This window comes from Phytobacter diazotrophicus (assembly GCF_052061655.1).
Taxonomy (GTDB): domain Bacteria; phylum Pseudomonadota; class Gammaproteobacteria; order Enterobacterales; family Enterobacteriaceae; genus Phytobacter; species Phytobacter diazotrophicus.
Map to the genome: position 1 here is coordinate 2,865,079 of NZ_CM125428.1, position 24,040 is coordinate 2,889,118.

The 24,040-nt window shown below is 53.0% G+C and carries 22 protein-coding genes; 10 read left to right on the forward strand and 12 right to left on the reverse strand.

Annotation, left to right across the window (positions count from 1 at the left end; genetic code table 11):
• Positions 1-9 precede the first annotated feature (9 nt).
• Genes ACS0RQ_RS14030 through ACS0RQ_RS14040 form a run of 3 tightly spaced genes read left to right on the forward strand, consistent with a single transcriptional unit; the run spans position 10 to position 2,554 of the window.
• Complete coding sequence (locus tag ACS0RQ_RS14030; protein WP_334633230.1) at positions 10-1,416, forward strand: cytochrome ubiquinol oxidase subunit I; 1,407 nt, start codon at positions 10-12, stop codon at positions 1,414-1,416.
• The gene (gene cydB, locus ACS0RQ_RS14035; RefSeq protein ID WP_271850403.1) at positions 1,416-2,426 is read left to right on the forward strand and encodes a cytochrome d ubiquinol oxidase subunit II; all 1,011 of its coding nucleotides are present in this window, start codon (positions 1,416-1,418) and stop codon (positions 2,424-2,426) included. The genes ACS0RQ_RS14030 and cydB overlap by 1 nt, the downstream gene beginning before the upstream one ends.
• Entirely contained in the window at positions 2,426-2,554 is a 129-nt protein-coding gene (locus ACS0RQ_RS14040; RefSeq protein ID WP_071194133.1) for a DUF2474 domain-containing protein, read from the forward strand. The genes cydB and ACS0RQ_RS14040 overlap by 1 nt, the downstream gene beginning before the upstream one ends.
• A 70-nt stretch (positions 2,555-2,624) precedes the next feature.
• Here the strand turns inward: ACS0RQ_RS14040 and ACS0RQ_RS14045 are convergent, their stop codons facing one another.
• On the reverse strand, positions 2,625-4,592 hold the full coding sequence (locus tag ACS0RQ_RS14045) for a methyl-accepting chemotaxis protein (protein WP_271850402.1): 1,968 nt from the start codon (positions 4,590-4,592) through the stop codon (positions 2,625-2,627).
• Positions 4,593-5,049: 457 nt separating this feature from the next.
• On the opposite strand from ACS0RQ_RS14045, the gene ACS0RQ_RS14050 reads away from it, so the two are divergent.
• On the forward strand, positions 5,050-5,343 hold the full coding sequence (locus ACS0RQ_RS14050) for a hypothetical protein (protein ID WP_271850400.1): 294 nt from the start codon (positions 5,050-5,052) through the stop codon (positions 5,341-5,343).
• A gap of 54 nt (positions 5,344-5,397) precedes the next feature.
• On the opposite strand, the gene ACS0RQ_RS14055 is transcribed toward ACS0RQ_RS14050, so the two are convergent.
• On the reverse strand, positions 5,398-7,362 hold the full coding sequence (locus tag ACS0RQ_RS14055) for a peptidase U32 family protein (protein WP_271850399.1): 1,965 nt from the start codon (positions 7,360-7,362) through the stop codon (positions 5,398-5,400).
• 309 nt (positions 7,363-7,671) lie between these two features.
• Positions 7,672-8,244, reverse strand: a complete 573-nt coding sequence (locus ACS0RQ_RS14060; protein WP_079497484.1) for a helix-turn-helix domain-containing protein — start codon at positions 8,242-8,244, stop codon at positions 7,672-7,674.
• A gap of 90 nt (positions 8,245-8,334) precedes the next feature.
• On the opposite strand from ACS0RQ_RS14060, the gene ACS0RQ_RS14065 reads away from it, so the two are divergent.
• Positions 8,335-9,501 carry a benzoate/H(+) symporter BenE family transporter gene (locus tag ACS0RQ_RS14065; protein ID WP_271850398.1) on the forward strand — a complete coding sequence of 389 codons (1,167 nt, stop codon included), beginning with the start codon at positions 8,335-8,337 and terminating at the stop codon, positions 9,499-9,501.
• Here the strand turns inward: ACS0RQ_RS14065 and ACS0RQ_RS14070 are convergent.
• On the reverse strand, positions 9,481-10,350 hold the full coding sequence (locus ACS0RQ_RS14070; protein ID WP_039079112.1) for an AraC family transcriptional regulator: 870 nt from the start codon (positions 10,348-10,350) through the stop codon (positions 9,481-9,483). The genes ACS0RQ_RS14065 and ACS0RQ_RS14070 overlap by 21 nt on opposite strands.
• Between ACS0RQ_RS14070 and ACS0RQ_RS14075 the strand changes: the two genes are divergently transcribed.
• Entirely contained in the window at positions 10,349-10,510 is a 162-nt protein-coding gene (locus ACS0RQ_RS14075; RefSeq protein ID WP_271850397.1) for a hypothetical protein, read from the forward strand. The genes ACS0RQ_RS14070 and ACS0RQ_RS14075 overlap by 2 nt on opposite strands.
• Positions 10,511-10,521: 11 nt before the next feature.
• A complete protein-coding gene (locus ACS0RQ_RS14080; protein ID WP_271850396.1) occupies positions 10,522-11,418 on the forward strand; it encodes a DMT family transporter in 897 nt (298 codons plus the stop codon).
• Positions 11,419-11,454: 36 nt separating this feature from the next.
• Here ACS0RQ_RS14080 and ACS0RQ_RS14085 read toward each other — a convergent pair whose 3' ends face one another.
• Together ACS0RQ_RS14085 and ACS0RQ_RS14090 are read right to left on the reverse strand one after the other, a co-directional pair.
• Entirely contained in the window at positions 11,455-12,117 is a 663-nt protein-coding gene (locus ACS0RQ_RS14085; RefSeq protein WP_039079114.1) for a DUF3313 domain-containing protein, read from the reverse strand.
• 160 nt (positions 12,118-12,277) lie between these two features.
• Positions 12,278-13,873, reverse strand: coding sequence for an ABC transporter substrate-binding protein (locus tag ACS0RQ_RS14090; protein WP_039079115.1), 1,596 nt, complete (start codon positions 13,871-13,873; stop codon positions 12,278-12,280).
• Positions 13,874-13,990: 117 nt separating this feature from the next.
• Between ACS0RQ_RS14090 and pepT the strand changes: the two genes are divergently transcribed.
• The gene (gene pepT, locus ACS0RQ_RS14095) at positions 13,991-15,220 is read left to right on the forward strand and encodes a peptidase T (protein ID WP_271850395.1); all 1,230 of its coding nucleotides are present in this window, start codon (positions 13,991-13,993) and stop codon (positions 15,218-15,220) included.
• Here pepT and tehB read toward each other — a convergent pair.
• On the reverse strand, positions 15,217-15,810 hold the full coding sequence (gene tehB / locus ACS0RQ_RS14100) for a tellurite resistance methyltransferase TehB (protein ID WP_271850394.1): 594 nt from the start codon (positions 15,808-15,810) through the stop codon (positions 15,217-15,219). The two genes, pepT and tehB, sit on opposite strands and share 4 nt — an antisense overlap.
• A gap of 137 nt (positions 15,811-15,947) precedes the next feature.
• On the opposite strand from tehB, the gene ydcK reads away from it, so the two are divergent.
• Positions 15,948-16,928 carry a YdcK family protein gene (gene ydcK / locus ACS0RQ_RS14105; RefSeq protein WP_334633224.1) on the forward strand — a complete coding sequence of 327 codons (981 nt, stop codon included), beginning with the start codon at positions 15,948-15,950 and terminating at the stop codon, positions 16,926-16,928.
• Here ydcK and rimL read toward each other — a convergent pair.
• The 4 genes from rimL to ACS0RQ_RS14125 all read right to left on the reverse strand — a co-directional run bounded on the left by rimL (position 16,923) and on the right by ACS0RQ_RS14125 (position 21,540).
• The gene (gene rimL / locus ACS0RQ_RS14110) at positions 16,923-17,474 is read right to left on the reverse strand and encodes a 50S ribosomal protein L7/L12-serine acetyltransferase (RefSeq protein ID WP_193796104.1); all 552 of its coding nucleotides are present in this window, start codon (positions 17,472-17,474) and stop codon (positions 16,923-16,925) included. The genes ydcK and rimL overlap by 6 nt on opposite strands.
• 47 nt (positions 17,475-17,521) lie before the next feature.
• Positions 17,522-19,177: a glucan biosynthesis protein D gene (locus tag ACS0RQ_RS14115; protein WP_271850392.1), complete on the reverse strand. Its 1,656-nt coding sequence runs from the start codon at positions 19,175-19,177 to the stop codon at positions 17,522-17,524.
• A 401-nt stretch (positions 19,178-19,578) separates the two neighbouring features.
• Positions 19,579-20,358: an ABC transporter substrate-binding protein gene (locus tag ACS0RQ_RS14120; RefSeq protein ID WP_271850391.1), complete on the reverse strand. Its 780-nt coding sequence runs from the start codon at positions 20,356-20,358 to the stop codon at positions 19,579-19,581.
• Between the two features lie 12 nt (positions 20,359-20,370).
• Positions 20,371-21,540: a pyridoxal phosphate-dependent aminotransferase gene (locus tag ACS0RQ_RS14125; protein ID WP_271850390.1), complete on the reverse strand. Its 1,170-nt coding sequence runs from the start codon at positions 21,538-21,540 to the stop codon at positions 20,371-20,373.
• Between the two features lie 111 nt (positions 21,541-21,651).
• On the opposite strand from ACS0RQ_RS14125, the gene ACS0RQ_RS14130 reads away from it, so the two are divergent.
• Positions 21,652-22,494, forward strand: a complete 843-nt coding sequence (locus ACS0RQ_RS14130) for a LysR family transcriptional regulator (RefSeq protein ID WP_079497489.1) — start codon at positions 21,652-21,654, stop codon at positions 22,492-22,494.
• On the opposite strand, the gene ACS0RQ_RS14135 is transcribed toward ACS0RQ_RS14130, so the two are convergent.
• On the reverse strand, positions 22,491-23,999 hold the full coding sequence (locus ACS0RQ_RS14135; RefSeq protein WP_271850389.1) for a carboxylesterase/lipase family protein: 1,509 nt from the start codon (positions 23,997-23,999) through the stop codon (positions 22,491-22,493). The two genes, ACS0RQ_RS14130 and ACS0RQ_RS14135, sit on opposite strands and share 4 nt — an antisense overlap.
• Positions 24,000-24,040: the final 41 nt, after the last annotated feature.

Sequence of the window (24,040 nt, forward strand, 5' to 3'; positions counted from 1 at the left end):
AGGTTAAGTATGTTGGGTTTAGATGCGTTTCATCTGGCAAGGATCCAGTTTGCCTTTACGGTTTCCTTCCACATTATTTTTCCGGCGATCACCATCGGTCTTGCCAGCTACCTTGCGGTGCTGGAGGGGCTGTGGTTGAAAACCGGCAATCCAGTGTGGCGTTCGCTCTACCACTTCTGGTCGAAAATCTTCGCCGTCAATTTTGGCATGGGCGTGGTCTCCGGTCTGGTGATGGCCTATCAATTTGGCACCAACTGGAGCGGATTTTCCCAGTTTGCTGGTAGCATCACCGGCCCGTTACTGACCTATGAAGTGCTGACCGCGTTCTTCCTCGAAGCCGGGTTCTTAGGGGTGATGCTGTTTGGCTGGAATAAGGTTGGCCCAGGGCTGCACTTCTTCGCCACCTGCATGGTGGCGCTGGGGACGATCATTTCCACCTTCTGGATCCTCGCCTCCAACAGTTGGATGCAAACGCCGCAGGGCTATGAAATTGTGAATGGCCAGGTGGTACCTGTCGACTGGTTTGCGGTGGTGTTTAACCCCTCCTTCCCGTATCGCCTGTTGCATATGTCCGTTGCCGCGTTCCTTAGCAGCGCGCTGTTTGTTGGCGCGTCGGCCGCCTGGCACTTGCTTAAGGGCAATCATTCACCGGCCATTCGCACCATGTTTTCCATGGCGCTATGGATGACGCTCATTGTGGCCCCTATCCAGGCGCTGATCGGCGATATGCACGGGCTGAACACGCTTGAGCATCAGCCCGCCAAAATTGCGGCGATAGAAGGCCATTGGGAAAACCCACCCGGCGAGCCGACGCCTTTGTTGCTGTTTGGCTGGCCGGATATGGAACAAGAGCGCACCCGCTATGGGCTGGCGATTCCGGCGCTGGGTAGCCTGATCCTCACCCAGAGCCTGGACAAACAGGTTCCCGCGCTGAAATCGTTCGCCAAAGAAGACCGGCCTAATTCGACCGTGGTGTTCTGGTCGTTTCGCCTGATGGTGGGGCTTGGTCTGTTGATGATATTGCTGGGTGTTGTCGCCGTGTGGCTGCGCCGCAAGCAGCGCCTCTATCACTCGCGCCCGTTTCTGTGGTTCGCATTATTGATGGGGCCATCGGGTTTGCTGGCGATTCTTGCCGGTTGGGTGACCACAGAGGTGGGCCGCCAGCCGTGGGTGGTCTATGGCTTGCAGCGCACCGCCGATGCCGTTTCCGCCCATGGCACGCTGCATATGAGCATCAGCCTGCTGGGTTTTATCCTCGTTTACAGTTCGGTGTTTGGCGTGGGCTACAGCTACATGGTGCGGTTGATTAAAAAAGGGCCTCAGGCGAATGAATCCTTTGCCAGTGAACAGGATGGACGCCCCGCCCGGCCGCTTTCGGCGGTGAATACTCACGACAGTCTGCAGGAGAAACCGTAATGGGTATCGATCTTTCGCTTATCTGGTTTGTGATTATCGTCTTTGCCACCCTGATGTATATCGTGATGGACGGTTTTGATCTGGGGATTGGCATTCTCTTTCCCGCGACGCAAAACGGCGAAGACCGCGATGTGATGGTGAATAGCGTCGCCCCGGTATGGGACGGCAACGAAACCTGGCTGGTGCTCGGCGGTGCGGCGCTGTTTGGCGCCTTCCCGCTGGCGTATGCGGTGATTATCGATGCGTTGACCATCCCGCTCACGCTGATGCTGGTGGGGTTAATTTTTCGCGGCGTAGCCTTTGAGTTTCGCTTCAAAGCGACACCCGCGCACCGTCCTTTCTGGGATAAAGCGTTCTTAGGCGGCTCGATTCTGGCAACCTTCACACAGGGGGTCGTTGTTGGGACGGTGATTAACGGTTTTCCGGTCAACGGGCGCACCTTCGCCGGGGGCCCCTTCGACTGGCTGAGCCCGTTTACTCTGTTTTGTGGCCTCGGGCTGGTGGTCGCCTATGCCTTGCTAGGGGCGACGTGGCTGGTGATGAAGAGCGAAAACAGCTTGCAGACGCGGATGCGCCAGCTCGCAAAGCGGCTCTTACTGGCCCTGCTGCTGGTGATTGCGGTAATCAGTCTCTGGACACCGCTTGCCCACCCGGCCATTGCCAACCGCTGGTTTACGTTGCCGAATCTGTTTTTCCTGCTGCCCGTCCCTGTATTAGTCGTACTGCTGAGCCTGTGGCAATGGCGCAGCCTGAATCATCCACAGAGCGAAAAATTACCGTTTATGCTGACGCTCGGGCTGATCTTCCTCGGATTCAGCGGGCTTGGCATCAGTATCTGGCCGCATATTATTCCGCCGTCCATTACCCTGTGGCAGGCGGCAGCCCCCGCACAAAGCCAGGGCTTTATGTTGGTTGGCGCGCTGCTGATTATCCCGATTATTCTTGTCTATACCTTCTGGAGCTACTACGTATTTCGCGGCAAAGTTCAGCATGGGGAGGGATATCACTGATGCAACAACCCTTATGGAAGCGCCTGATGTGGCTGGTCGTTTTATGGGGCGGCAGTGTGCTGGCCCTTGCGCTGGTCGGCCTGTTTTTCCGCGTACTGATGACCGCCGCGGGGTTTAAGTCGCACTAGTTTTATGACCCGGCGACGTATACAACCGGCTTGCAAAGCTGCCCTGATGCTGAACATCAGGGCAGCTTTTTTAGTGCTGGCCGTGGCGGGTAGAGAGTTTTTGCAACACTGTCAGTTGCGCCACCGCTTCCTGCATCGCATCCATGCCGGATGTCAGGGCGTGCAGACTACTGAGATGCTTCACAATATTATCCCGTTCGTTATTGGTTTTACTGCTCATGGCCGCGATGGTGTCAGCCGCGGAAATGGAGTGCTGAGCCATATTGCTGGCGGTCTCCACGGTATTATTGGCAACGGTACGGATGCGGGAAATCGTATTTACCGCCTGGTTGATATTGGCGGCCGTAGCGTCTGCCTGCTCTTTGGACGAGTGCGCCAGCCGCCGGACTTCACTTGCCACCACGGCAAATCCGCGCCCGGCTTCACCCGCCCGCGCAGCTTCCACCGCCGCATTGAGCGCGAGAATATTCGTCTGAAAAGCAATGTTACTGATCCCGCTGGTTATCTCATTAATCCCCGCTGAGATTTTCTCCAGGTCGTCCAGCCCTTCCACCAGCCGGTTTTGCGCCTGTTGGCTCTTGAGCGCAATATCGCTGATCGAACGAATGCTATTTTCTGCCATTCCTAAGGTGTCGTTTTGTGTCTGCGTCGCGGCTTCCAGCATCGGTAATGCCGTCATCAGGGGACCCAATTTTTGTTGATATGCCACAACACGATTAATCACACCGCTTTGAAAATCATTCAGTGCCTCCCAACGGCGCAGCGCACGCTGTGCGTAATGCCCGGCATATCGTGCATATTCCACCGGGAAATGCGCCATGGCTTTCACGTCATGATTGAAAAAGACCAGCGCGGAGAGCGTCTGATTAATGGGAACGCCGAGGATCTCCCCAAAGCTGGAAAAACCGGCAGCGGGCAAGCCTTTAAAGAAATGGGCATTGTGTAAGTGTGCTTCACTGCCAAGTCGGCGCAAAATACAGTCATTCATCAGAATGGCCGCCGGTTTACCCCGTCCGGTAATAAAGTTTTTCCAGTCATGCAGTGTCGCTTGCTTAAAGTCAGTTTCTTCCAGTAAATGCAAGCGATCGCCAAATTCCAGATCACAGAAAAAATGAACGCCTTCAGCATCGATTTTTGCGACAGAGCGAATGAAATATTCATCTCCGACTTTAACCCCGAAAGTGAGCCCTTTTAGTTTTTCAGCCACCTGCTGCTCACCACATTGCAGGAGTTCGGCCAGAACAGCAGTGAAAGGTTTCTGTTCACCCTGTTCATTAAAGACTGACGTCACCGTCCGGGCAACCGGATCCGCCTGTGCAATTAGCCAGCTTTTATTGCGCGGTTTGAAGTTTTGGCTTTTAAAGGGCGCGAAGGATTTCCCCGGTGCCATTTTGCAAAAGATAATCACCGCTTTGCCCTGCAGCACTTTGCCATTCACACTTATCCAGGTGCCGTCAAAGGTGAGTTTGCCGCCTGCTGAACCGCCGATAGCCAGGCAGGGAAAACGCCCACAATTATACCAGGCCTGCATCAGAAAGCCTTCGGAAGCAGAGAGCCCGTCACAGTACACCATGGCAAAGGTATGATCGGAGGAGAGCGGCATACGTACCTGTAACCGCTCCAGTTCGTTCTGAATTGCAATGATGCGATCTGTTGCTGTTCGGGTGTCTTTTACATGCAAATCAATAATATGGGTTTCGTGTTCGGCAATAAGTGTTTTGGGCAACATTAACCAACTGCCCTGTTGCCCCGCCGCATCACAGTAGGTCGTCTCACGACAGCTACTGCTCAACGCACCACTGGAAGAAAGCGTAATAACCGTTAAGGCTGGAGAAGAAAACCGTTGCCACGCCTGGCTCACGTTTGAATAGTCGGCACCAGGGGGGACGAATGTCATGAGGATACCGCTGGCTTTATTGCTTAAACCCGCTGCCGATAATGACTGAGGCATATTCTGGCAATCATAGGTACCATTCGCAGGCTGTGAGCGACTGCGACCTAAGGGTGCGGTTAAAAACCTTTTCGCCATAGATAACATATTTCACCTTTTATGTATTATGAGTTCATTTATAGGGTGGAGCATCTGGTGAATTTATGGAACTTAGCAGGCTATACATCACGTCTATGATTTTTACAGTGCCGGGAAATTCCACGAATATATTTTGATCACAGTGTAATTATCGTCAAACTAAATGAAATCTTTAACGAAACCCAATAAAGCACCCACGATAATATTGTAATTAAAACAATAAAAATCAATGAGTAATAAAATAAGACGCAAGTGTCATTATTTGACTCGTGAAAATTATGTTAATAGTGTGATGCAACGCATAAATTGCAACAAATAATAAAATTACTGTCTGGCAGGTAACATTTTCGTTTATTTTTTGCAGTTACTATGGAAGGAATATTCTTAATTAAACATGTCTTCATACTCTCTCCATGATTCGTTGTTGAAATCCGTGTCACTCAGATAAATGAGAGAAGGAGTAAGTATGAAAAAGATCGTGACACTGTCTGCCATTGTGGCCATGAGTTTGTCGTCTTATGTGTTTGCCGCAGACAATGCGCCTGTCCCACCGCCAAAATACCCGGTAACGCACGACAGCCAGCCGCTGCGTCATGACGACAAAAACCCGCAACACGCGCGGGAGCACAGGAATAATGACGGTAAAGCGTGGAAGCATGATGACAGAGCGCATCACCGCGACGGACAGCCGCCAAAGCATGACGGCAAACAGCCGCCCAAAGACGGCAAAAAACCGCCGCTGCCGGATGATAAACGCTAAAATTTAAATACAGTCGCGGCGATATCCTGCCGCGACGGTGCGGGATGTGCTCTCTTAAACGCTTTTGCGCTTAGGCAGTGTTTTCAACAGTTCTTCAGGGCTGACCGATGCCACAACGCTTCCGGCGAGCGGCATCTTCAGAATGTGATTTTTGATTTTCCCGACCACATGCATTTCACATGGTCGGCAATCGAATTTCAGCGTAAGCACCTCATCGCCATGTACCAGTTGCATTGGGGTTGCCTTCCAGCTTTTGATATTCCCTTTGGCCTGTTTCGGGCACAGGTTGAAGGCAAAGCGCAGGCAGTGTTTGGTGATCATCACCGGCACATCGCCCTTCTCTTCATGCATTTCATATGCGCCATCAATCAGTTGCACACCGAAACGCTGGTAGAACTCACGCGCTTTATGGTTGTAAACGTTCGCCAGGAAAGTCAGATGGGTATCAGGATAGACCGGTGCCGGGTCGGAGACAGCCTTACGGCTGCCGCGCTGGTAACTCGCCAGACGCGCCTCATCAAGCATTTCAACGGTGTCGCGACGAAACGCATTTAACATGCTGTTCGGCACAAACAACGCACCCGGCAAGTTGATAGCGATATGACGGGCGTAGTAGATGGTTTGCCCCAGTTTTGCCACGCCCTCTTTCAGGCTATTGATCGCTTTTTCCGCGTTGTTCGCCTCATCGAATTGCCCGTCGAGAGTATGGGTCACGCTGACCCCATCTTCACTGGTCAGGGTCAGCACCAGTTGTTCCTGCCAGCCGCTCACTTCAATATCCACGGCGATGCGACGTTCACTGGAGGTTTTGGTCAGTGCCTGTTGCCAGTTATGGTCCAGGTTACGGTTCAGCGGATGGTGCGGGCGTACTTTATACATCTCTGCGGGCATTTCATTCGGCCAGACGCGATAACGACCTTCGCCAGTTTTTTCTACCGTGTTAGCGCGAAAACCGACAACGTCACGCTTGATGAGTACGTTCAGACCATCGCCGTTTGCCAACGGTTCGCTGGCTTCAACGTCCAGGTACTCTTTGGTTACTTTTAGCACTTCACCGACCGGCAGACCGATAAATTTCGGCGAATCAAACGCACCGATATCGCCTTTACGCGCATTCACAAAATAATCAGTACTACCGCGATGGAAGGTTTTATCGGTGGACGGAATAAAGAAGTGCTCTGTGCGCCCCGCCGAAGCGCGCGCCAGGTCGCCGCGATCTTCAATAATTGCATCCAGCATCTGACGATAATGCGCGGTAATGTTTTTCACGTAGCTCATGTCTTTGTAGCGCCCTTCAATCTTGAAGGAGCGTACACCGGCATCAATTAGCGCACCAAGATTGGCCGTCTGGTCATTATCTTTCATCGACAGCAAATGTTTTTCATAGGCCACGACGCGCCCCTGATCGTCTTTCAGGGTGTACGGCAGGCGGCAGGCCTGCGAGCAGTCCCCACGGTTGGCGCTGCGCCCCGTCTGGGCGTGGGAAATATAACACTGCCCGGAATAGGCAACGCACAGCGCGCCATGAATAAAGAACTCGATGGTCGCGTCAGTACAGGCGTGAATATCGCGGATCTGCTGCAGGTTCAGCTCACGCGCCAATACAATCTGGCTAAAACCGGCATCGGAGAGGAACTTCGCCTTTTCTACGCTGCGGATGTCGCATTGGGTACTGGCATGCAGCTCAATTGGCGGGATGTCGAGTTGCATAATCCCCATATCCTGCACAATCAGGGCATCCACCCCGGTTTCGTACAGATCGGTAATCAGGCGCTGAGCAGGCTCCAGCTCATCATCATGCAGAATGGTGTTCAGTGTGATAAACACTTTCGCGCCATAGCGATGGGCAAACGGCACCAGGCTGGCAATATCCTGCAAGCTGTTGCTGGCGTTATGGCGGGCACCGAACCCCGGGCCGCCGATATAGACCGCGTCCGCACCGTGCAAAATGGCTTCGCGAGCGATCGCGGTGTCACGGACAGGGCTTAAGAGTTCAAGATGATGGGGTTGCAGGCGCATACAATCGTCGTTATCCATTATGTGCAAAATGGCGGCTATTGTAGTCACATCCCCGGCTTTTCACCACCTGTGGCGAAGGCCAATTTCCGCCAGGCGGCAAAGCATTGATGAAATTGCTATTTTCCAGCCGTAACGGCGCAGGTTAAGGTAACCACTATTACGCGAAAGCGTTCAAATGGCGTCGCGGCGGCAAGCGGCAACCTCTGGAGCTTACATGAGTAAGTGACTGAGTGGCCGGGGCAGGCTCAAAGAGGCCATTTGGAAGAAGACGCGTAATCGGACATTCCTCGTCACGTTGTACGTTGTTGTTTACTCGTCGTCGTTCTTTGCCGCAAGCTTGCTTGCGGTTTTTTCTTTTGGGTAGTGGATAAGCGAGTGGAAATGAGCGCTCTGTGCGGAGCTATTACGATAGGCATGGGGACGATCGCCAGCGAAACGAATCCCGCTACCCGCCGTCAGGGTTCGCCACTGCCCTTCAATGCACATCTCAAGCACCCCGCCAATCACCACCACATGTTCAATGACCCCCTGCTCATGCGGCGTTGATTCACTCAGGGCACCCGGCGCCAGGATTATCGAGAAGAGGTCAAAATGCAGCGCTTCATCCCAGGGGAACAGCGGAGTGACCACCATGGCCTGCTGCTGCGGGTCGAAGGAATGGGGTGTTTCGCTTTCCGACGGCGCAATAAAGGACGAAAACGGCACATTGAGACCGGTGGCGATTTTCCACAGCGTTGCCACCGTGGGGCTGGACTCATTACGTTCAATTTGCCCGAGCATCGCTTTTGACACGCCCGTCTCGTCAGCCAGACGCGAGAGGCTCCAGCCGCGTGCCTGACGGAGATTTTTTAAGGTGCTCGCCAGATAATGTGTTAGATCCATTTTTCCTCCTGTCAGTCTCGCTGCGCATACTTGTACGCTATAACGCACAATGGTACATTCTTTGGACGCTATAACGCACGAGGAATAATCATGCGCACTCACGTGTTTCCTTTTACCACGCTTCTGGCGGGTTTTGTGGCCGTACTGGTCGGCTATGCCAGTTCTGCCGCTATTATCTGGCAGGCTGCTGCCGCAGCGGGGGCCAGTGCCACACAAATTGCCGGCTGGATGACGGCGCTCGGTTTAGGCATGGGTGTCAGCACCATCGCGCTGTCGCTGTGGTATCGCATGCCAATACTGACCGCCTGGTCCACGCCCGGTGCCGCATTGCTGGCGACGAGCTTGCAAGGATTGACGCTTGCCGAAGCCATCGGCGTGTTTATTTTTGCTAATGCGTTGATTGTGCTTTGCGGCGTGACCGGACTGTTCGCCCGGCTGATGAAAATTATTCCGCATAGCCTCGCGGCAGCCATGCTCGCCGGGATCCTGTTACGTTTCGGCTTGCAGGCGTTTCGCAACGTTGAGGGCCATTTTGTGCTGTGCGGCAGTATGCTACTGGCCTGGCTGGTCTGTAAAGCCCTCGCCCCACGCTATGCCATTGTGGCGACACTGATTATTGGCGCTCTGGTCGCCTGGCTTAGCGGCGATATTGTCACAGCGAAACTGAACGTTGCCTTTGTGGTGCCGGAATTTACCCGTCCGGTCTTCAACTGGACTTCGTTTATCAGTATCGGCATACCCTTTTTTCTCGCCACGATGGCGTCACAAAATGCGCCAGGCTTCGCGACAATGCAGGCGGAGGGCTTCCGTGCGGCTGTATCGCCGCTGATCATTTTTACCGGAGGGCTGGCGCTGCTTTTCTCGCCGTTTGGTGTTTTCTCTATTTGCATCGCCGCCATTACAGCAGCAATTTGTCAGAGCCCGGATGCGCACCCCGACGCCGCACAGCGCTGGAAGGCTGCGGTGGCGGCGGGTGTATTCTATCTGCTAGCAGGCGTATTTGGCGGCTCGATCACCGCATTGCTGGCAGCCTTACCGCTGAGTTGGATCCAGACGCTGGCAGGGCTTGCCTTACTCGGTACGATCGGCGGCAGCCTGTTCCAGGCGCTGTCCCAGGAAAAAGAGCGTGATGCCGCCATTGTGACGTTTCTGGTTACCGCCAGCGGCGTCACGCTACTGGGTGTCGGGTCAGCCTTCTGGGGGCTGGTTGCAGGGGGCGTCTGCTATGCCGCATTGTCACTGGCGCGCCGCGCGTAATTGCGACGGCGTCATGCCAAAAACGGCGCGGAAGCGGTTACTGAAATGGCTGGCAGAACTGAAACCGCAGGCCATCGCGATTGTCGTCAGCGGCAGCCCGGTATTTAACAGTTGCGCTTTCGCCTGCACCATCCGGCGATGCATTACATACTGATGCGGCGCAACCCCCATCGACTGGCGGAACATTCGCGCGAAATGGTATTCACTTAACGCTGCCTGCGCCGCCAGATCGCTCAGCAACAGCGGCTGGGCGAGATTCGCCTCTATCCAGTCCAGCACCTGACGAAGCACCACCGGCGCAAGACCGCCTTTAACGGTGGGCAAACGCCACTGCACATTGCTGTAATGCTGAACAAGATGGGTGAGAAGCAACGTAGAAGCAGTACTGAGCGTGAGCTGATTCGCCTGCTGATGCCAGTCGCTGCCAAGTAAGAACTGGCGGTAGAGCGCGGTAATGCGCTCATCCTGGGCGAAGGTTTTCTCATCAAGGGTAAACGACGCCGGACTGCGATCCCACACCTTCTCCCCAATCTCCCGCAGATGTTCGTCAGTGCAATAAAGATGCACAAACGACAAATCATCACGGATATCCCAACTGGATTCGCTCTCTTTTGGCATCAGGCAAAACCTGTCCGGCCCACCGCCATTTTTCCAGCCCTGCGACGTTTTATGGTAGCTCTCGTAACCATCGGCAATGTACAGGCTGAGGGTGTGATGATCACAATACTGGGTGATGTTATCGCGCTTATTAGACCATGCCGCCAGTTGAATACCAGAATGCAGCGCAACCGAGTCATGCAGAACGGCATTGTGATGTTGCAGATTTTCGAAGGCTTTATAAACAGTCATGGACGCAATTAACAAAAATGTCACCAGAATCTCAGTCTATGAATTGCGCCTGCCCGATACCAGTGTTTCGCCAAAAAAACGCAAGAATTTGCAAGTGACCGGCGGGTTTATGCAAGCCAGAGAGGCATTTTTTGGCAAGACTGGAAACCTGTTGGCGTAACGGGGATCGCAATGAACATTTTTTTATATTGTCTGGTGGTGGTGATATGGGGCACGACATGGATTGCCATTTTTCTGCAACAGGGGCCGGTTGCGGCGCCGGTCTCTATTTTTTGGCGCTTTGCGCTCGCATCATTCACCATCATGGTGGTGTTGATTGCCCTGCGGCGGCTGCGCAAACTTGTCCTGCGGGATCATCTTTTTTGCATCCTGCAAGGATGCTGTGTGTTTGGCTTTAACTTCCTCTGTTTTTACAACGCCGCCGCGTGGATTAACACCGGGCTGGAGTCGGTCATTTTCTCAATGGCCGTCTTGTTTAATGCGGTTAACAGTTTCCTGTTCTTCGGTCAGAAGCCCCATTCGCGCTTCTATCCTGCGGCTTTTCTGGGGCTGACGGGCATTGTGACGCTATTTTGGGATGATTTGCTGGTCAGCGGTCTGAACAGCACGCTGTTACTGGGTATTGGACTTTCGATGCTGGGTACATTTGGCTTTTCCCTTGGCAATATGATCAGTATGCGCCATCAACGCAACGGGCTGGAAACCATGACCACCAACGCCTGGGCGATGCTCTACGGGACAATGATTATGGGCGCAATAGCCCTGTTTCGCGGCGATGATTTTACCCCTGAGTGGACTTTCAGCTATCTGGGTGCGCTGGTTTATCTCGCCCTCTTTGGATCGGTCATTGCCTTTGGCGCCTATTTCACACTGGTGGGCCGTATCGGTGCCAGCAATGCAGCCTACAGTACTCTGCTGTTTCCGCTGGTCGCCCTGAGTATTTCAACGGTCTATGAAGGTTATGTCTGGCATATGAACGGGGTTGTCGGCCTGCTGCTGATTCTGACGGGAAATTTAGTGATGTTTTCGCGACCAGGAACGCTGTCGTTTAAACGGAAGTTAGCCTGAAAAAAAGCGCCATCCTCTGGGATGGCGCGCCTGTTTTTATTTTTTGGAAACATCAAACATAGTGGCATCGGTCGCCATGTTATCAATGACCTGTTTCAGCGTATCTACCGTCATCGGCGCATTGGCATTGCTCAGACTTTTACCCTCGCCCTGACGCACCACTTTAATCACCGGCTTATTGGTCTGTGCATCAATCAATTCACCTTCGAAATAGAGATGCGTGTCCATAGTCCGGTGCCCTGTGGCGGCCTGCGTACCGGCAATCACCATCGCAACCGGGATCACTTCATAGAATTGCAGGCCTTGCTTGCTGCTGTCCACGCCGGTAATGGCACCACGGAAAATCAGGCTATGCGCACCCGGAGAGGTCACCAGCGGTTTACGCTGCGCGGCGGCGGCTTTCAATTTAGTGTTCGTGTAGGTCAACAGTCCATCGAGGGTTTGCTGGCTCACCTGGCTGGTCGGTTTTGCCACCGGATAATAGGTTACCGGATGGTAGACAATACTGTCGTATTTACTCAGGTCAAATGAAGGATCAACCCAACGCAATACGGGTTTACCGCTTGCGGACGTTGTTTGTTGTAAGTTGGAATAGTCTTTTAAGAAGCCGGAATATTGTTCAGGTTGAGTCACTTTTGATGCACAGCCTGATAACGCAAGCAGGCCGGCAAGCACGGCAACTTTAAATACAGTACGCATGGAAGGTCCCTTTGAGTTTATATATGCATTAAAAGTTATAGCAAACAATCGGCTACAGTGATGGCGGAAAAAAGCTGTCACGCTCAAATTTCAGAAAAATATAATACTCACCGATCTAATAAAGGACGCTTGCGCCGGTACAAGAGACCGGCGCGCCTGATTATTTATTGATATCGACCTGGTAGAAGATATGTTTACCGAACGGATCGACTTCGTAGCCTTTCACGTTATTTCGTACCGGTTCAAAAATAGTGGAATGGGCAATCATCACCGCAGGCATTTGATCGTGCATCATCTGCTGGGCTTCTTTATACAGCGCCACGCGCTTGTCGTGATCGGTGATGGTTTTCGCTTCGGCGATAATTTTATCAAACGGCTGATAGCACCATTTCGACGAGTTAGAACCACCGTTGGCAGACTGGCAGGTAAACAGCGGGCCGAAGAAGTTATCCGGGTCGCCGGTCGCTGTTGTCCACCCCATCAGCGCCGCCTGATGCTCACCCCCTTTCACCCGTTTTAAATATTCACCCCACTCATATGTGACAATTTTCGCGTTAACCCCGACTTTCGCCCAGTCAGCCTGAATCATTTCGGCCATCCGTTTGGCATTCGGGTTGTAAGGTCGCTGAACCGGCATCGCCCACAAATCAATGGTAGTGCCCTCTGGCAACCCGGCTTCTTTCAATAAAGCTTTGGCTTTTTGCGGATCGTAAGCGTAATCCTGCAATTCGCTGTCCGCACTCCAGACGCCAGGGGGCAGAAGATTTTTCGCGGCGGTTCCGGTGCCCTGGAAAACCGCATTAATAATGGCCGGTTTATTGATGGCCATCGCCAGCGCCTGGCGCACTTTAACGTTATCAAGCGGCGCTTTTTGCGTGTTAAAGGCAAGGAAACCGGTATTCAACCCTGATTTGCTCATCAGCGTAATGTCTTTGTTCTCTTTCAGACGCGGCAAATCCGCCGGGTTCGGGAACGGCATCACCTGACATTCATTTTTCTCAAGCTTGGCGAGACGTACTGAGGCATCTGGCGTAATGCTGAACACCAGACGGTCGATCTTTGCTTTGCCCTGCCAGTATTCCGGGAAGGCGGTAAACAGAATGCGGGAATCTTTCTGGTACTGAGCCAGTTTGAACGGGCCGGTACCAATTGGCTCCATATCCACTTTTTCCGGCGTCCCGGCTTTTAGCATCGCATCAGCGTATTCAGCAGATAAGATAGAGGCGAAATACCAGGCCAGGTCAGGCACAAAGGGCGCTTCGGGATGTGCCAGCGTAAAGCGCACGGTGTTGTCGTCCACTTTATCGATAGCGGTAATCAACTTACCAAACTCCAGACTTTCGAAATTGGAATAGTTGCCGTTAGAGACGTTATGGTAAGGATGCTGCGGGTCTTTTTGCCGCATGAAAGAGAAAATGACGTCGTCGGCATTAAAATCGCGCGTCGGCGTAAAGAATTTATTGCTCTGAAATTTCACCCCTTTACGCAGATGGAAGGTATACACTTTGCCGTCTTCGCTGACTTCCCAACTTTCGGCCAGCCCGGGCTGGAGTTCGGTCGTCCCGGCTTTAAAATCGACGAGTCGGTTATAAACCGGAACCGCGCTGGCGTCGACGCTGGTACCTGAGGTATAGAGTTGCGGGTTGAAATTCTCTGGCGATCCTTCTGAACAGTAGACCAGGGTTTTTGCCGCCACAGAGGAACTCACTGCCAGGGCCAGCAAGGCCAGCGCAACTGTTGTCTGTTTTCTAGTCATAGATTTTCCTGTCGTTTTCTTTCCATGAGCCAAATAGTGCTTGTTGTTTGCGCTTCCATAAATAACATTAAAGTGATATTGCAAGCACCTGATAAGTCAAATAAAGAAGGAATCACTATGACATCGCCCCTCGCCAGTCAATTAACGCAACGCTTCTTTCGCTATCTTGCTATTACCAGCCAAAGTGACGCTGTCGCCACGACATTACCGACCACGCCCGGGCAATTCGACATGGCGCGCGCACTGGCGCAAGAGCTGCAAACGCTGGGCCTGGATGAGATTGTGCTGGATGAACACGCCACGGTCACTGCGGTGAAAAAAGGTACGGTGCCGGGTGCGCCACGTATTGGTTTTATCACCCATATCGACACCGTAGACGTGGGTTTGTCGCCGGATATTCATCCGCAAATTCTGCGTTTCAAGGGAGATGATCTCTGTCTGAATGCCAGCAAAGATATCTGGCTGCGTGTGGAGGAACATCCGGAAATTAACGCCTACCTCAATGAAGAGATCATCTTTAGCGATGGCACCAGCGTACTGGGGGCAGATAACAAAGCGGCTGTCACGGTTGTGATGACGTTGCTGGAAAACCTGACGGCAGAACAGCAACACGGGGATATTGTCGTGGCGTTTGTTCCGGATGAAGAAGTCGGCCTGCGTGGGGCGAAGGCACTGGATTTAAAACGCTTTGATGTCGATTTCGCCTGGACTATCGACTGCTGTGAAAAAGGCGAGATTGTTTTTGAAAACTTCAATGCCGCCTCGGCGTCTATCCATTTTACCGGTGTCACCGCGCATCCGATGTCGGCAAAAGGTGTGCTGGTTAACCCACTGCTGATGGCCATGGATTACATCAGCCACTTCGACCGCCAGCAAACACCGGAACATACCGAAGGCCGCGAAGGCTATGTATGGTTCAACGGGATGGAAGCTGTTCAGGGGCACGCGCATCTTAGCGCCAGCATCCGTGACTTCGATAAAGCGAGCTTTGAGCGCAGGAAACAGCAGATTGCCGATGTCGCAAAAAAAATCGCCGCGCAGTACCCCACCGCGAAAGTGGAGTACAGCATCAGCGATATTTACAGCAATATCAGTAATGCCATCGGCGAAGACAAACGCGCGATTGATTTACTGTTTGAAGCGATGACCACGCTTGGCATCACTCCCAAACCCACTCCCATGCGCGGCGGCACAGACGGCGCGGCGCTGTCTGCAAAAGGGTTATTAACCCCGAATTTCTTTACCGGCGCGCACAATTTTCATTCGCAATTTGAGTTTCTGCCGGTGAAGTCGTTCGAGGCCTCATATCAGGTCGCGTTACAGTTATGCCTGCTGGCGGCGCGTTAAGCTTTACGCGCCAGTAAGGTCGCAAAGCGCAGCTTGATGCGGTTACCATTGGCGTCGGTGCGGTGCAACTCACCGACGTCTTCATTGTATTTTTCCAGTTTCCACCCTGCGTAGTAATCACGCAATTCATTCTCTTTAAAGGCAAACGGGAAACCAACGGTGCAGGGGAAATCGGCCGTGTCCATCGCCGCTACAATCAGGTTGTAGCCTCCCGCTTTGGTGCAACGCTGCATATTGGCGATAAGCCCCGGAATGGTTTGTGGCTCAAGAAACATCATCACCACGGTCGAGAGAATAAAATCGTATTCGCCCTCAAAGCTGAGTGCGTTCAAATCCACAACGGCGGTTTGCAGCGTGTTCAGCCCTTCGGCCTGCCGAATGGTCTCGATATTATTGATGCTCGCGGCGTTTTTATCCCATGCCGTCACATCAAACCCATTGGCCGCCAGATAGAGGCTATTACGCCCGTTGCCGCAGCCCAGGTCCAGTGTTTTACCCGGTTTCACAAACTGCATGGCATGCAGTACCTCGGAGTGGGTGCGGGTCAGTCCATATTTTTCAGTAAAATAGCTGTCGTCAAACGTGGTCATTGTTGTTCCTTATTTTTCCCTGTATAAGCGCAAAACTTATAAGATGCATATTAAATACATTTTATGTTTTTTCATTCTGAATAGCCAGTATCGCAAAGTTTGCTACGTTTATCGTGGGGAATTAATGGAAGCAAACAATGACTAAATATCGACTCAGTGATGAGCGCCGTGCGTTCAGTTATCAGATTAACGGCGAAAAACAGAAGGTCTCGCTGCGCCAGATTATTGCGGTGCGTGATTTTGGTGATGTAACGGCGGGCACCGTTGGTGGCTGGGTGGATGATGATACCACCCTGTCACAAGAAGGAGATTGCTGGATTTATGATGTTAACAGCATGGTGTTTGCCAACAGTCATGTACGTGATGACGCCCGTCTGACGCAACCCTGTCTTGTTTTCCATGACGTTGAAATTGGCGGTAACAGTTGGGTTGATGCTGCGGAGCTAAGTCATGGCGTCGTGTTAAGTGACAACGTCACCGTGCAGACATCCACCGTTCGTGGTGCCTGCCACCTGTTCGGTAACGCGCGTATTTTACACGGCTGTGAAATTATCGCGGCGCAGGGCCTTACGCCGGATAACCAACAAATACTGCAAATTTATGATCGCGCCACGGTGACCCATTCGCGCGTGGTCCACCAGGCACAAATTTATGGCGATGCCATCGTTAAGTTCGCGTTTATTGAACATAGGGCCGAGGTGTTTGATTTCGCCCTGCTGGAAGGCAATGAGCAAAATGATGTCTGGGTGTGCGACTGTGCCAAAGTCTACGGCAAAGCGCGCGTTGTGGCCGGCAGTGATGAAGATGCCATTCCTACGCTGCGCTACAGTGCTCAGGTTGCGGAAAATGCCACAATCGAAGGCAACTGCGTGCTCAAACACCACGTGCTTGTCGGTGGCAATGCGCATTTAATCGGCGGACCGATTTTGCTGGATGAAAAAGTTGTTATCCAGGGAAATGCACGTATCAAAGGCAATGTGCTGATCGAGAATCATATTGAAATCACCGATGACGCAGTGGTGGAGGCACCGGATGGCGAAAGTATTTTGCTGCGTGGTCAGAAGGTGATTAATGGCGCACAGTATATCACCCGTACGCCATTGGCCGGGCTGCTATAAAAAGGGATCGATAATCTGACCGTAAATATTCTGGTCATAAAAGCTGCCGTTCAGGAACTCCGCCTGCCGCAGACATCCTTCGAGAATAAAACCGTTACGCAGCGCGACACGGTTGCTTGCCTCGTTCGCAACCCGGCATTTAATAACGAAACGACGGACATCCCCCCGACGAGCGTAAAATGCCATAAATGCCTGCAGGCAGGTGGAGACAATCCCCTTTCCCTCTTTGTCTTTATCGAGCCAGTAACCGATATAGCCGGTTTTGTTGGTCGGCTCGATGGAGTTGAAGGAGAGCACACCCACCAGCACGTTATCTTCGAGGATCAGGAACATTTTGGCGTAGCCGCGCTGATGCAGAATAATATTGCTTTGCGCGGTTTGCCGGGTCTGGTCAACCGAGCGCACATACTGCGGCCAGTCCAGAAAATGCTGTAGCCATTCGCGGTTTTTAACGATCAGTTGGTGCAGATCGTGAACAAAACGCTCATCAATGGCATGCAGTGCCAGATGGTCGTTGACGACGATCAGGCTGTCGGTGGAATCCATGACATCTCCTCTCATCAGAACCTCCCTCCCCGAGGGAGGTTACCGATTTAGCGCATGATGCGATCATCCACGTAGTTGCGCTTGTCCGGCGCAGGCGGAAAATATTGATACAACCAGGTCTCGCTGATCGCATCCCCCTGACAGCGCAGGAAGAGGCGCATTTCAACCGGGTCGGTGGAGTTGGACGTTGGGTACCAGTCGAACAGAATACGGTAGCCGTCGAAAGGCTCAACATACAGGATTTCAACCTGTTTGGCTTCCCCGTTAGACAAGGTGATAACCGGTTCAATCCCCTTCGGCGCAGCGGCTTTCAGGTCACCACCAACAAAATCAATGGCGAAACGACGTGCCCATTTTTCCGGGTAATGCTCGCCAGGCGCCCACCCTTCCGGGAAGCCGCCCATACCGGTGCGGGTGGCATAGACACGCGCCAGCGGAGAGCGTACCGGCGGCATTGCGCTCCAGTACAGACGATACTGGAAAGCCAGCTCATCACCCGCACGAACCGGTTTCTCCGGCTGCCAGAAACAGACCACGTTATCCAGGGTTTCACCCGTGGTCGGGATTTCCATTAATCCAACGCTGCCCTTACCCCATTGGTTACGCGGTTCGACCCACAGGCTTGGGCGTTTGTTATACCAGCCCATTACGTCCTGATAGTGAGAGAAGTCGCGGTCAAGTTGCAGTAAACCAAAGCCTTTCGGGTTGTTGTCCAAAAAAGCGTTGAATTGCAGTTTCTGCGGATTGTTCAGAGGGCGGCAAACCCACTCCCCGTTACCACGCCACATGGCCAGACGGTCGGAGTCATGGATCTGCGGATGAATGGTGTCGCACACGCGACGTTCATTGTTACCGCAGCTAAACATACTGGTCATCGGCGCGATACCCAGTTGCTTGATGTCTTTACGCGCATACAGGTGGTTATCCACCTCCATGATCACCTGGCTCTCTTCACAGTGGATCACGAATTTGTAGGCCCCGGTCAGACTCGGGCTGTCGAGCAACGAATAGACCGTAAAAGAGGTATCAGAGGCTTTCGCCGTTTCAAACCAGAACGCGGTAAAATCCGGGAACTCTTCTGGTGTGTCTGTAAAGGTGTCGATTGCCGCACCACGTGCAGAAAGCCCGTACTGGTAAGTACTGTCTACCGCACGGAAATAGCTGGCGCCCAGGAAAGAGACAATATCGCGACGAGCCAGTTCAGGCGCTTTAAAGGCGCGGAAACCGGCAAATCCCAGATCGCTTTGCCCTTCAAGCTGCTTCGTGTCGACGCCTGCATCATGGTAGTTAAACAATTCAGGACGGAAATGAATTTCACGCGCCTGTTGAGTTGCGGGATCAAGCGAGAACATGCGCACACGGCGACGGAAACCCATCCCCATATGGAAAAACTGCACATCAAGCTGACGACCCTCAACATTGTTCCACAATGAGTGTTGCGCATCGTACTGAATGGCGTTGTAGGCCTGTGGCGTCATGTTTGCGAGCGTATCCGGCAGTGGACGCGGCGCACCGCCCCACGGCTGTTGCGCCAGGTCATGTGCCATGGACTGCAATACGGAAAAATCGAAACGACGACTCTGACCATCGGCGATATCGGAATCAGCAGCAAACGCCGCACGGGAGAACAGAGAAGCAAAGCCGGAAGTCCCGCACGCTGCGGCCAGCGCCATTGATGCCTTAATGAAACGTCTGCGGTTCATGCCTGATAATACGTCCTTATGGTCGTGAGAAGCGGTTTTGTACAAAACAAAACCACGGCAAAAGCTAACGGTTATGACCGCACACTCTAGACAAAATTGATTGAGAATCCAATTGTTGACGGGTGATATTCTGCGCAAAGCTTGAAATATTTTTGTCGATGGGAGCGACCTGAAAACGGTGTAAAGAAAGGTATAATTTTTGCGTAGCGGAAAATATCCCATTACGTTGCTAAATGTATCGCCACTCTTTTTCGCGCCTGGTCATAGCGCAAACGTAACGGCGCATACGCCATTGCCGCATGAAGCACCCCATGGCGTATTGGATCGGAACACGAGATGATTTCGGATATAAAAAGACCCCATCCGGACATCGACGGCTGGGGTCAGAAAAGGTGGGCTTGTTATTTAGCGCTGACGCTAACATCAATACCCGGGAAATATTTCTCCGCCAGGGTTTTGATGGTGCCGTCGGCGCGTACTTTATCAATTGCGGCGTCAAGTTGCTTTTTGGTGGCCTCGTCACCTTTACGTAACCCAAAGCCGATGCCACTGCCGAGGATCGTATCGTCTGATACCGGTTTGCCAATAAAGCCAAAACCTTTACCCTGCGGTTTGCTCAGGAAACCTGCCTGCCCGGCCGCCGACATGACCAGCGAGGCGTCAATGCGGCCATTTAGCAAATCACCCCATGCCATATTCTGATCTTTATAAGACACCACGGTGACACCGTGCTTTTCCCAGTGCTCTTTTGCATAAGTTTCCTGAATGGAACCCTGCAATACACCGATGGTTTTGCCTTTCAGACCTTCGGCTGTCGCTTCCATCCCATCACCCGATTTGCCCACTAACTGCGAGGGAATGCGGTAGACAGGCTGAGTGAAATCAATGCTCTGACGACGCTGCTCGGTGATATTCATCGCTGAATTGATAGCGTCAAATTTTTTCGCCACAAGGCCTGGGATCAACGCATCAAACGAAGTTTCAACCCAGGTACATTTCAGTTCTGCGGCTTTACAGATGGCATTGCCCAGCTCAATATCAAAGCCTTCCAGTTCGCCGGACGCATTACGGCTTTCGAATGGCGGATATTCCGCTTCCAGGCCGTAGCGTAACTGGGTGGCCGCGAAAGAAGATAATGAGCAAAGCATGCCCATGCCCAGAAAGAGTGCTTTCAATTTCACGATTAACGCTCCTTAGCGTGGCTTAACACGACACAGGGCCTGCGCGCCTGCTCTGAGTGTGGCCTCATCTTTGGCAAAAGAGAGGCGAATCAATTTGTTATCAGTGCCATCAGTGTAAAACGCCGATAACGGAATGGTGGCAACGCCGTAATCGGTAATTAACCTTTTGACCATCTCGCTGTCGCTCTCGTCACTGAAATGGCTGTAATCCGCCAACAGGAAGAACGAGCCCGCGCTCGGTAATAAGCGAAATGGCGATTCTGCCAGCAGGGTTTGCAACAAGTCGCGTTTGCGCTGGTAGAACGCCGACAGCGACAGCCAGGTCTGGGGATCGGTCATATGCTCGGCGAAAGCGTACTGCATTGGCGTATCGGCGGAAAACATTAAAAACTGATGGACTTTCACAATCTCATCCATCAACTCAGAGGGCGCGACACAATAACCCACGCGCCAGCCCGTCACATGATAGGTCTTACCGAAGGACGAGATAATCACGCTGCGCTCCGCAAGTTGCGGATGGGTCGCCATACCGTGGTGCGGCTGATCATCAAAGACCACATGCTCGTACACTTCGTCAGACAGAATCACGATATCCGTGTTACGCGTTAACGCCGCCAGTTGTTGCAGATCATCAGCGGAAAAGACCTGGCCACTCGGGTTATGCGGCGTGTTAATAATGATCATGCGCGTACGGGGTGTAATGGCCGCGCGAACTTCATCCCAATTCACCGCAAAATCAGGGACCGTCAGTTTAATGGCGATGGGGGTCGCCCCTTGCAGACGGACAATCGGTGCATAGCTGTCAAACGACGGCTCGAAATAGATAACTTCATCGCCCGGATGAACCAGACCACTGATGGCCGAATAGAGACCTTCACTGGCGCTGGCGGTAATCAGTATTTCACTGTCCACGTCATACTGCGTGCCGTACAGGTCGTGAATTTTCTCCGCAATGCGCGCTTTTAGCGGGCGTAAACCCGTCATCGCGGCGTACTGGTTATGATCGGCCTGCATCGCCCTGGTCACGCCGGAGATCAATTGCGGGTCGCAGGAAAAATTGGGCGCGCCCTGAGAAAGGTTAATCGCATTATGCTGTGCGGAAAGCTGGCCAATAACGGTAAAAATAGTCGTACCCACGTCGGGTAATTTAGAGCGGGTTTTCACCGGTGTACGCAGAGTCATTATTAATCCTTTCTCATTAAAAGTGCATAACCATTCAAATAAAAGCGCGTTGAGTCCACAATCGATTTGTTGTCATAATAGCCATGAATAAATTGCATAGCTGGAGTTGCCATGCCGAACCGTACGCTGCCACTGAACGCTATTGACGCTTTTCTGGTCACAGCCCGCCATTTAAACCTTACCCATGCGGCAAAAGAGTTATGTCTGACGCAGGGCGCGGTAAGCCGTAAGATTGCTTCACTGGAAGCATGGTTTGGTTTCCCGTTGTTTGAACGTCACGCACGTGGTTTGCGGTTATCGCCTCAGGGTAGCGCCCTGCTGCCGGAATTGCGCTCGGCTTTTGAACACCTGCAAACGCTTGCCGCACAGGCGCGCGCGCAACAAAAGGTCGTTCGTCTGAAAGCGCCAACCTGTGCGATGCGCTGGCTGGTTCCACGGCTTATCCAGCTTGAGCAGACCTGCCCGGACGTACAGGTAGCACTGACCACCACCACTGACCATGGCGTTAACTTCAAAACCGAGCCGTATGATGCGGCAATTGTTTTTGGTACCCATTTCAGCGCGGGCGATCTGCTGTTTGATGAAGCGCTGACGCCGGTAATGAGCACGCAATTAACGGCCGATGAAAGGCTCAGTAATGTGACCTTTCTGCATCCGACCAGAGATAAAACGGACTGGTCACTGTGGCTGGCGAAACAGGACAACGCAGCGTGGGTTATGAAAAAAAATCAACACTTCGACACCATGGATCTGGCGATCACGGCGGCCATCCAGGGGCTGGGGGTGGCGATTGCCGATGAAACCCTGGTCGCGGAGGATATTCGTGCCGGACGGCTGATGCGCCCCTATGCGCAAAGCGTTAAGACGGGTGCGAGCTATCGTCTGGTACTGAGAGATTCACAGAATAATGCCGCCGGGCTGGCGGCATTCCGTACGAGCTTACTGAATAATTAATCAAGTTTGACGTGATGCCTCATAACCCGTTTAAACAGCATCAGGCGTGCGCGCATAAAGCGATTGGTCATGCGAAAGCCCGCATGTTTATTCAGTCCCATGCGTAGCAATCTGTCGCGCCCTTTGCCGCAGGACTGCCAGCGTACAGGCCCCTGCAGCACATTGCAGGTGACGCTGGCCTCGCGGGCAAAATTCACCCAATAATCGGCAACCTTTGCCGCAAACGCCAGGTCTCGCTCATTGACGTAATGGCGCGCCGGTTCCGTCAGCATGAGGTTATCAAACACGTACGGCACTTCGTTTCCATGCCACGCGCCGTTGGCGTAAGTGTCATGCTCGGCCTCTGCAACGTAGTCAAACCAGTAACGCCAGCACGGCTGCCCGATGCGCTGTTGCGCCTGCATCACCACCAGCCCGAGCGAGGTAAACGCCATGTCCCGGCAGACCTGACGCCCCAGTTCCGCATCCCCTTTTACCCCAGGGTAAAGCAGCTTAATGATCCCCAGACCAAAACGCTGCTCGCGCCGTAACTTATCAATTTGCCCGGCAAGGTCGACGCCAAACTCGGCCATTACGCTGGCTTCATCGCTGTTCGACCCCACAATAACCGGCATCGGATGCTGCGTTGCGTTGAAAAAAACGTCCAGCGCTGGCGTGGGTAAGACGCTGTCTCCGGCAATCGGCGCGGGGGCAATTTTTAACGGGGAAGCGAGCGGCCAGAATGCCTCAGCCGGGATCGCACGCAGTGTCTCTGCCGTGGCGTCAGGCACGCCGAGATGCTCTGCAACGGCAATCCCTTTTTCCAGCGCACGCTCAAGCGGGGTATCCGGCAAGGTATAGCTACTCTGGATAATGGCTTTATGGAACAGCCCTTTTGCCTTCGGCGAGGCCATCAGCGACATCACGCTACGCCCCCCGGCGGATTCGCCAAACAGCGTAATATTGCTGGCATCACCGCCAAAAGCGTGGATATTCTCTTTAACCCAATGCAGCGCCGCTATTTGATCGAGCAGGCCGAAGTTACAGAGGGTTTCCTCCTCTTCTCCTTGCAGGGCCGGATGGGCAAAAAAGCCGAGATGGCCAAGGCGATAATTGAGCGTAACCAGCACCACGCCGCGCCGGGCAAGTGCTTTGCCATCATAGGGCGGCAGATCGCCCGCCCCCATCGTAAAACCGCCGCCGTGCAGCCAGACCATCACCGGAAGTGACCCACTACGCGCGGCAGGCGCGCAGATATTCAGATAAAGGCAATCTTCGGAAAGCCTTCCCGGATCGCCACCGGCGATCTGCGTGCAGGTTTCACTGTTTTGCCAACTGGCGGCAGAAAATGTATCAGCAACGCGGATCCCCTGCCAGGGCGCTGGCGGCTGTGGCGCCCGCCAGCGTAGTGGACCAACGGGCGGCGCCGCGTAAGGGATACCGCGCCAGCTAAGGCAATCATCATCCAGTGTGCCCAAAAGCGTGCCGTGGCGGGTTTCTGCTATCGGGGCGGAGGGATTTTCCATGACAACATCCTGTTTATTCACATCCGTAGCAGAGTACCTTT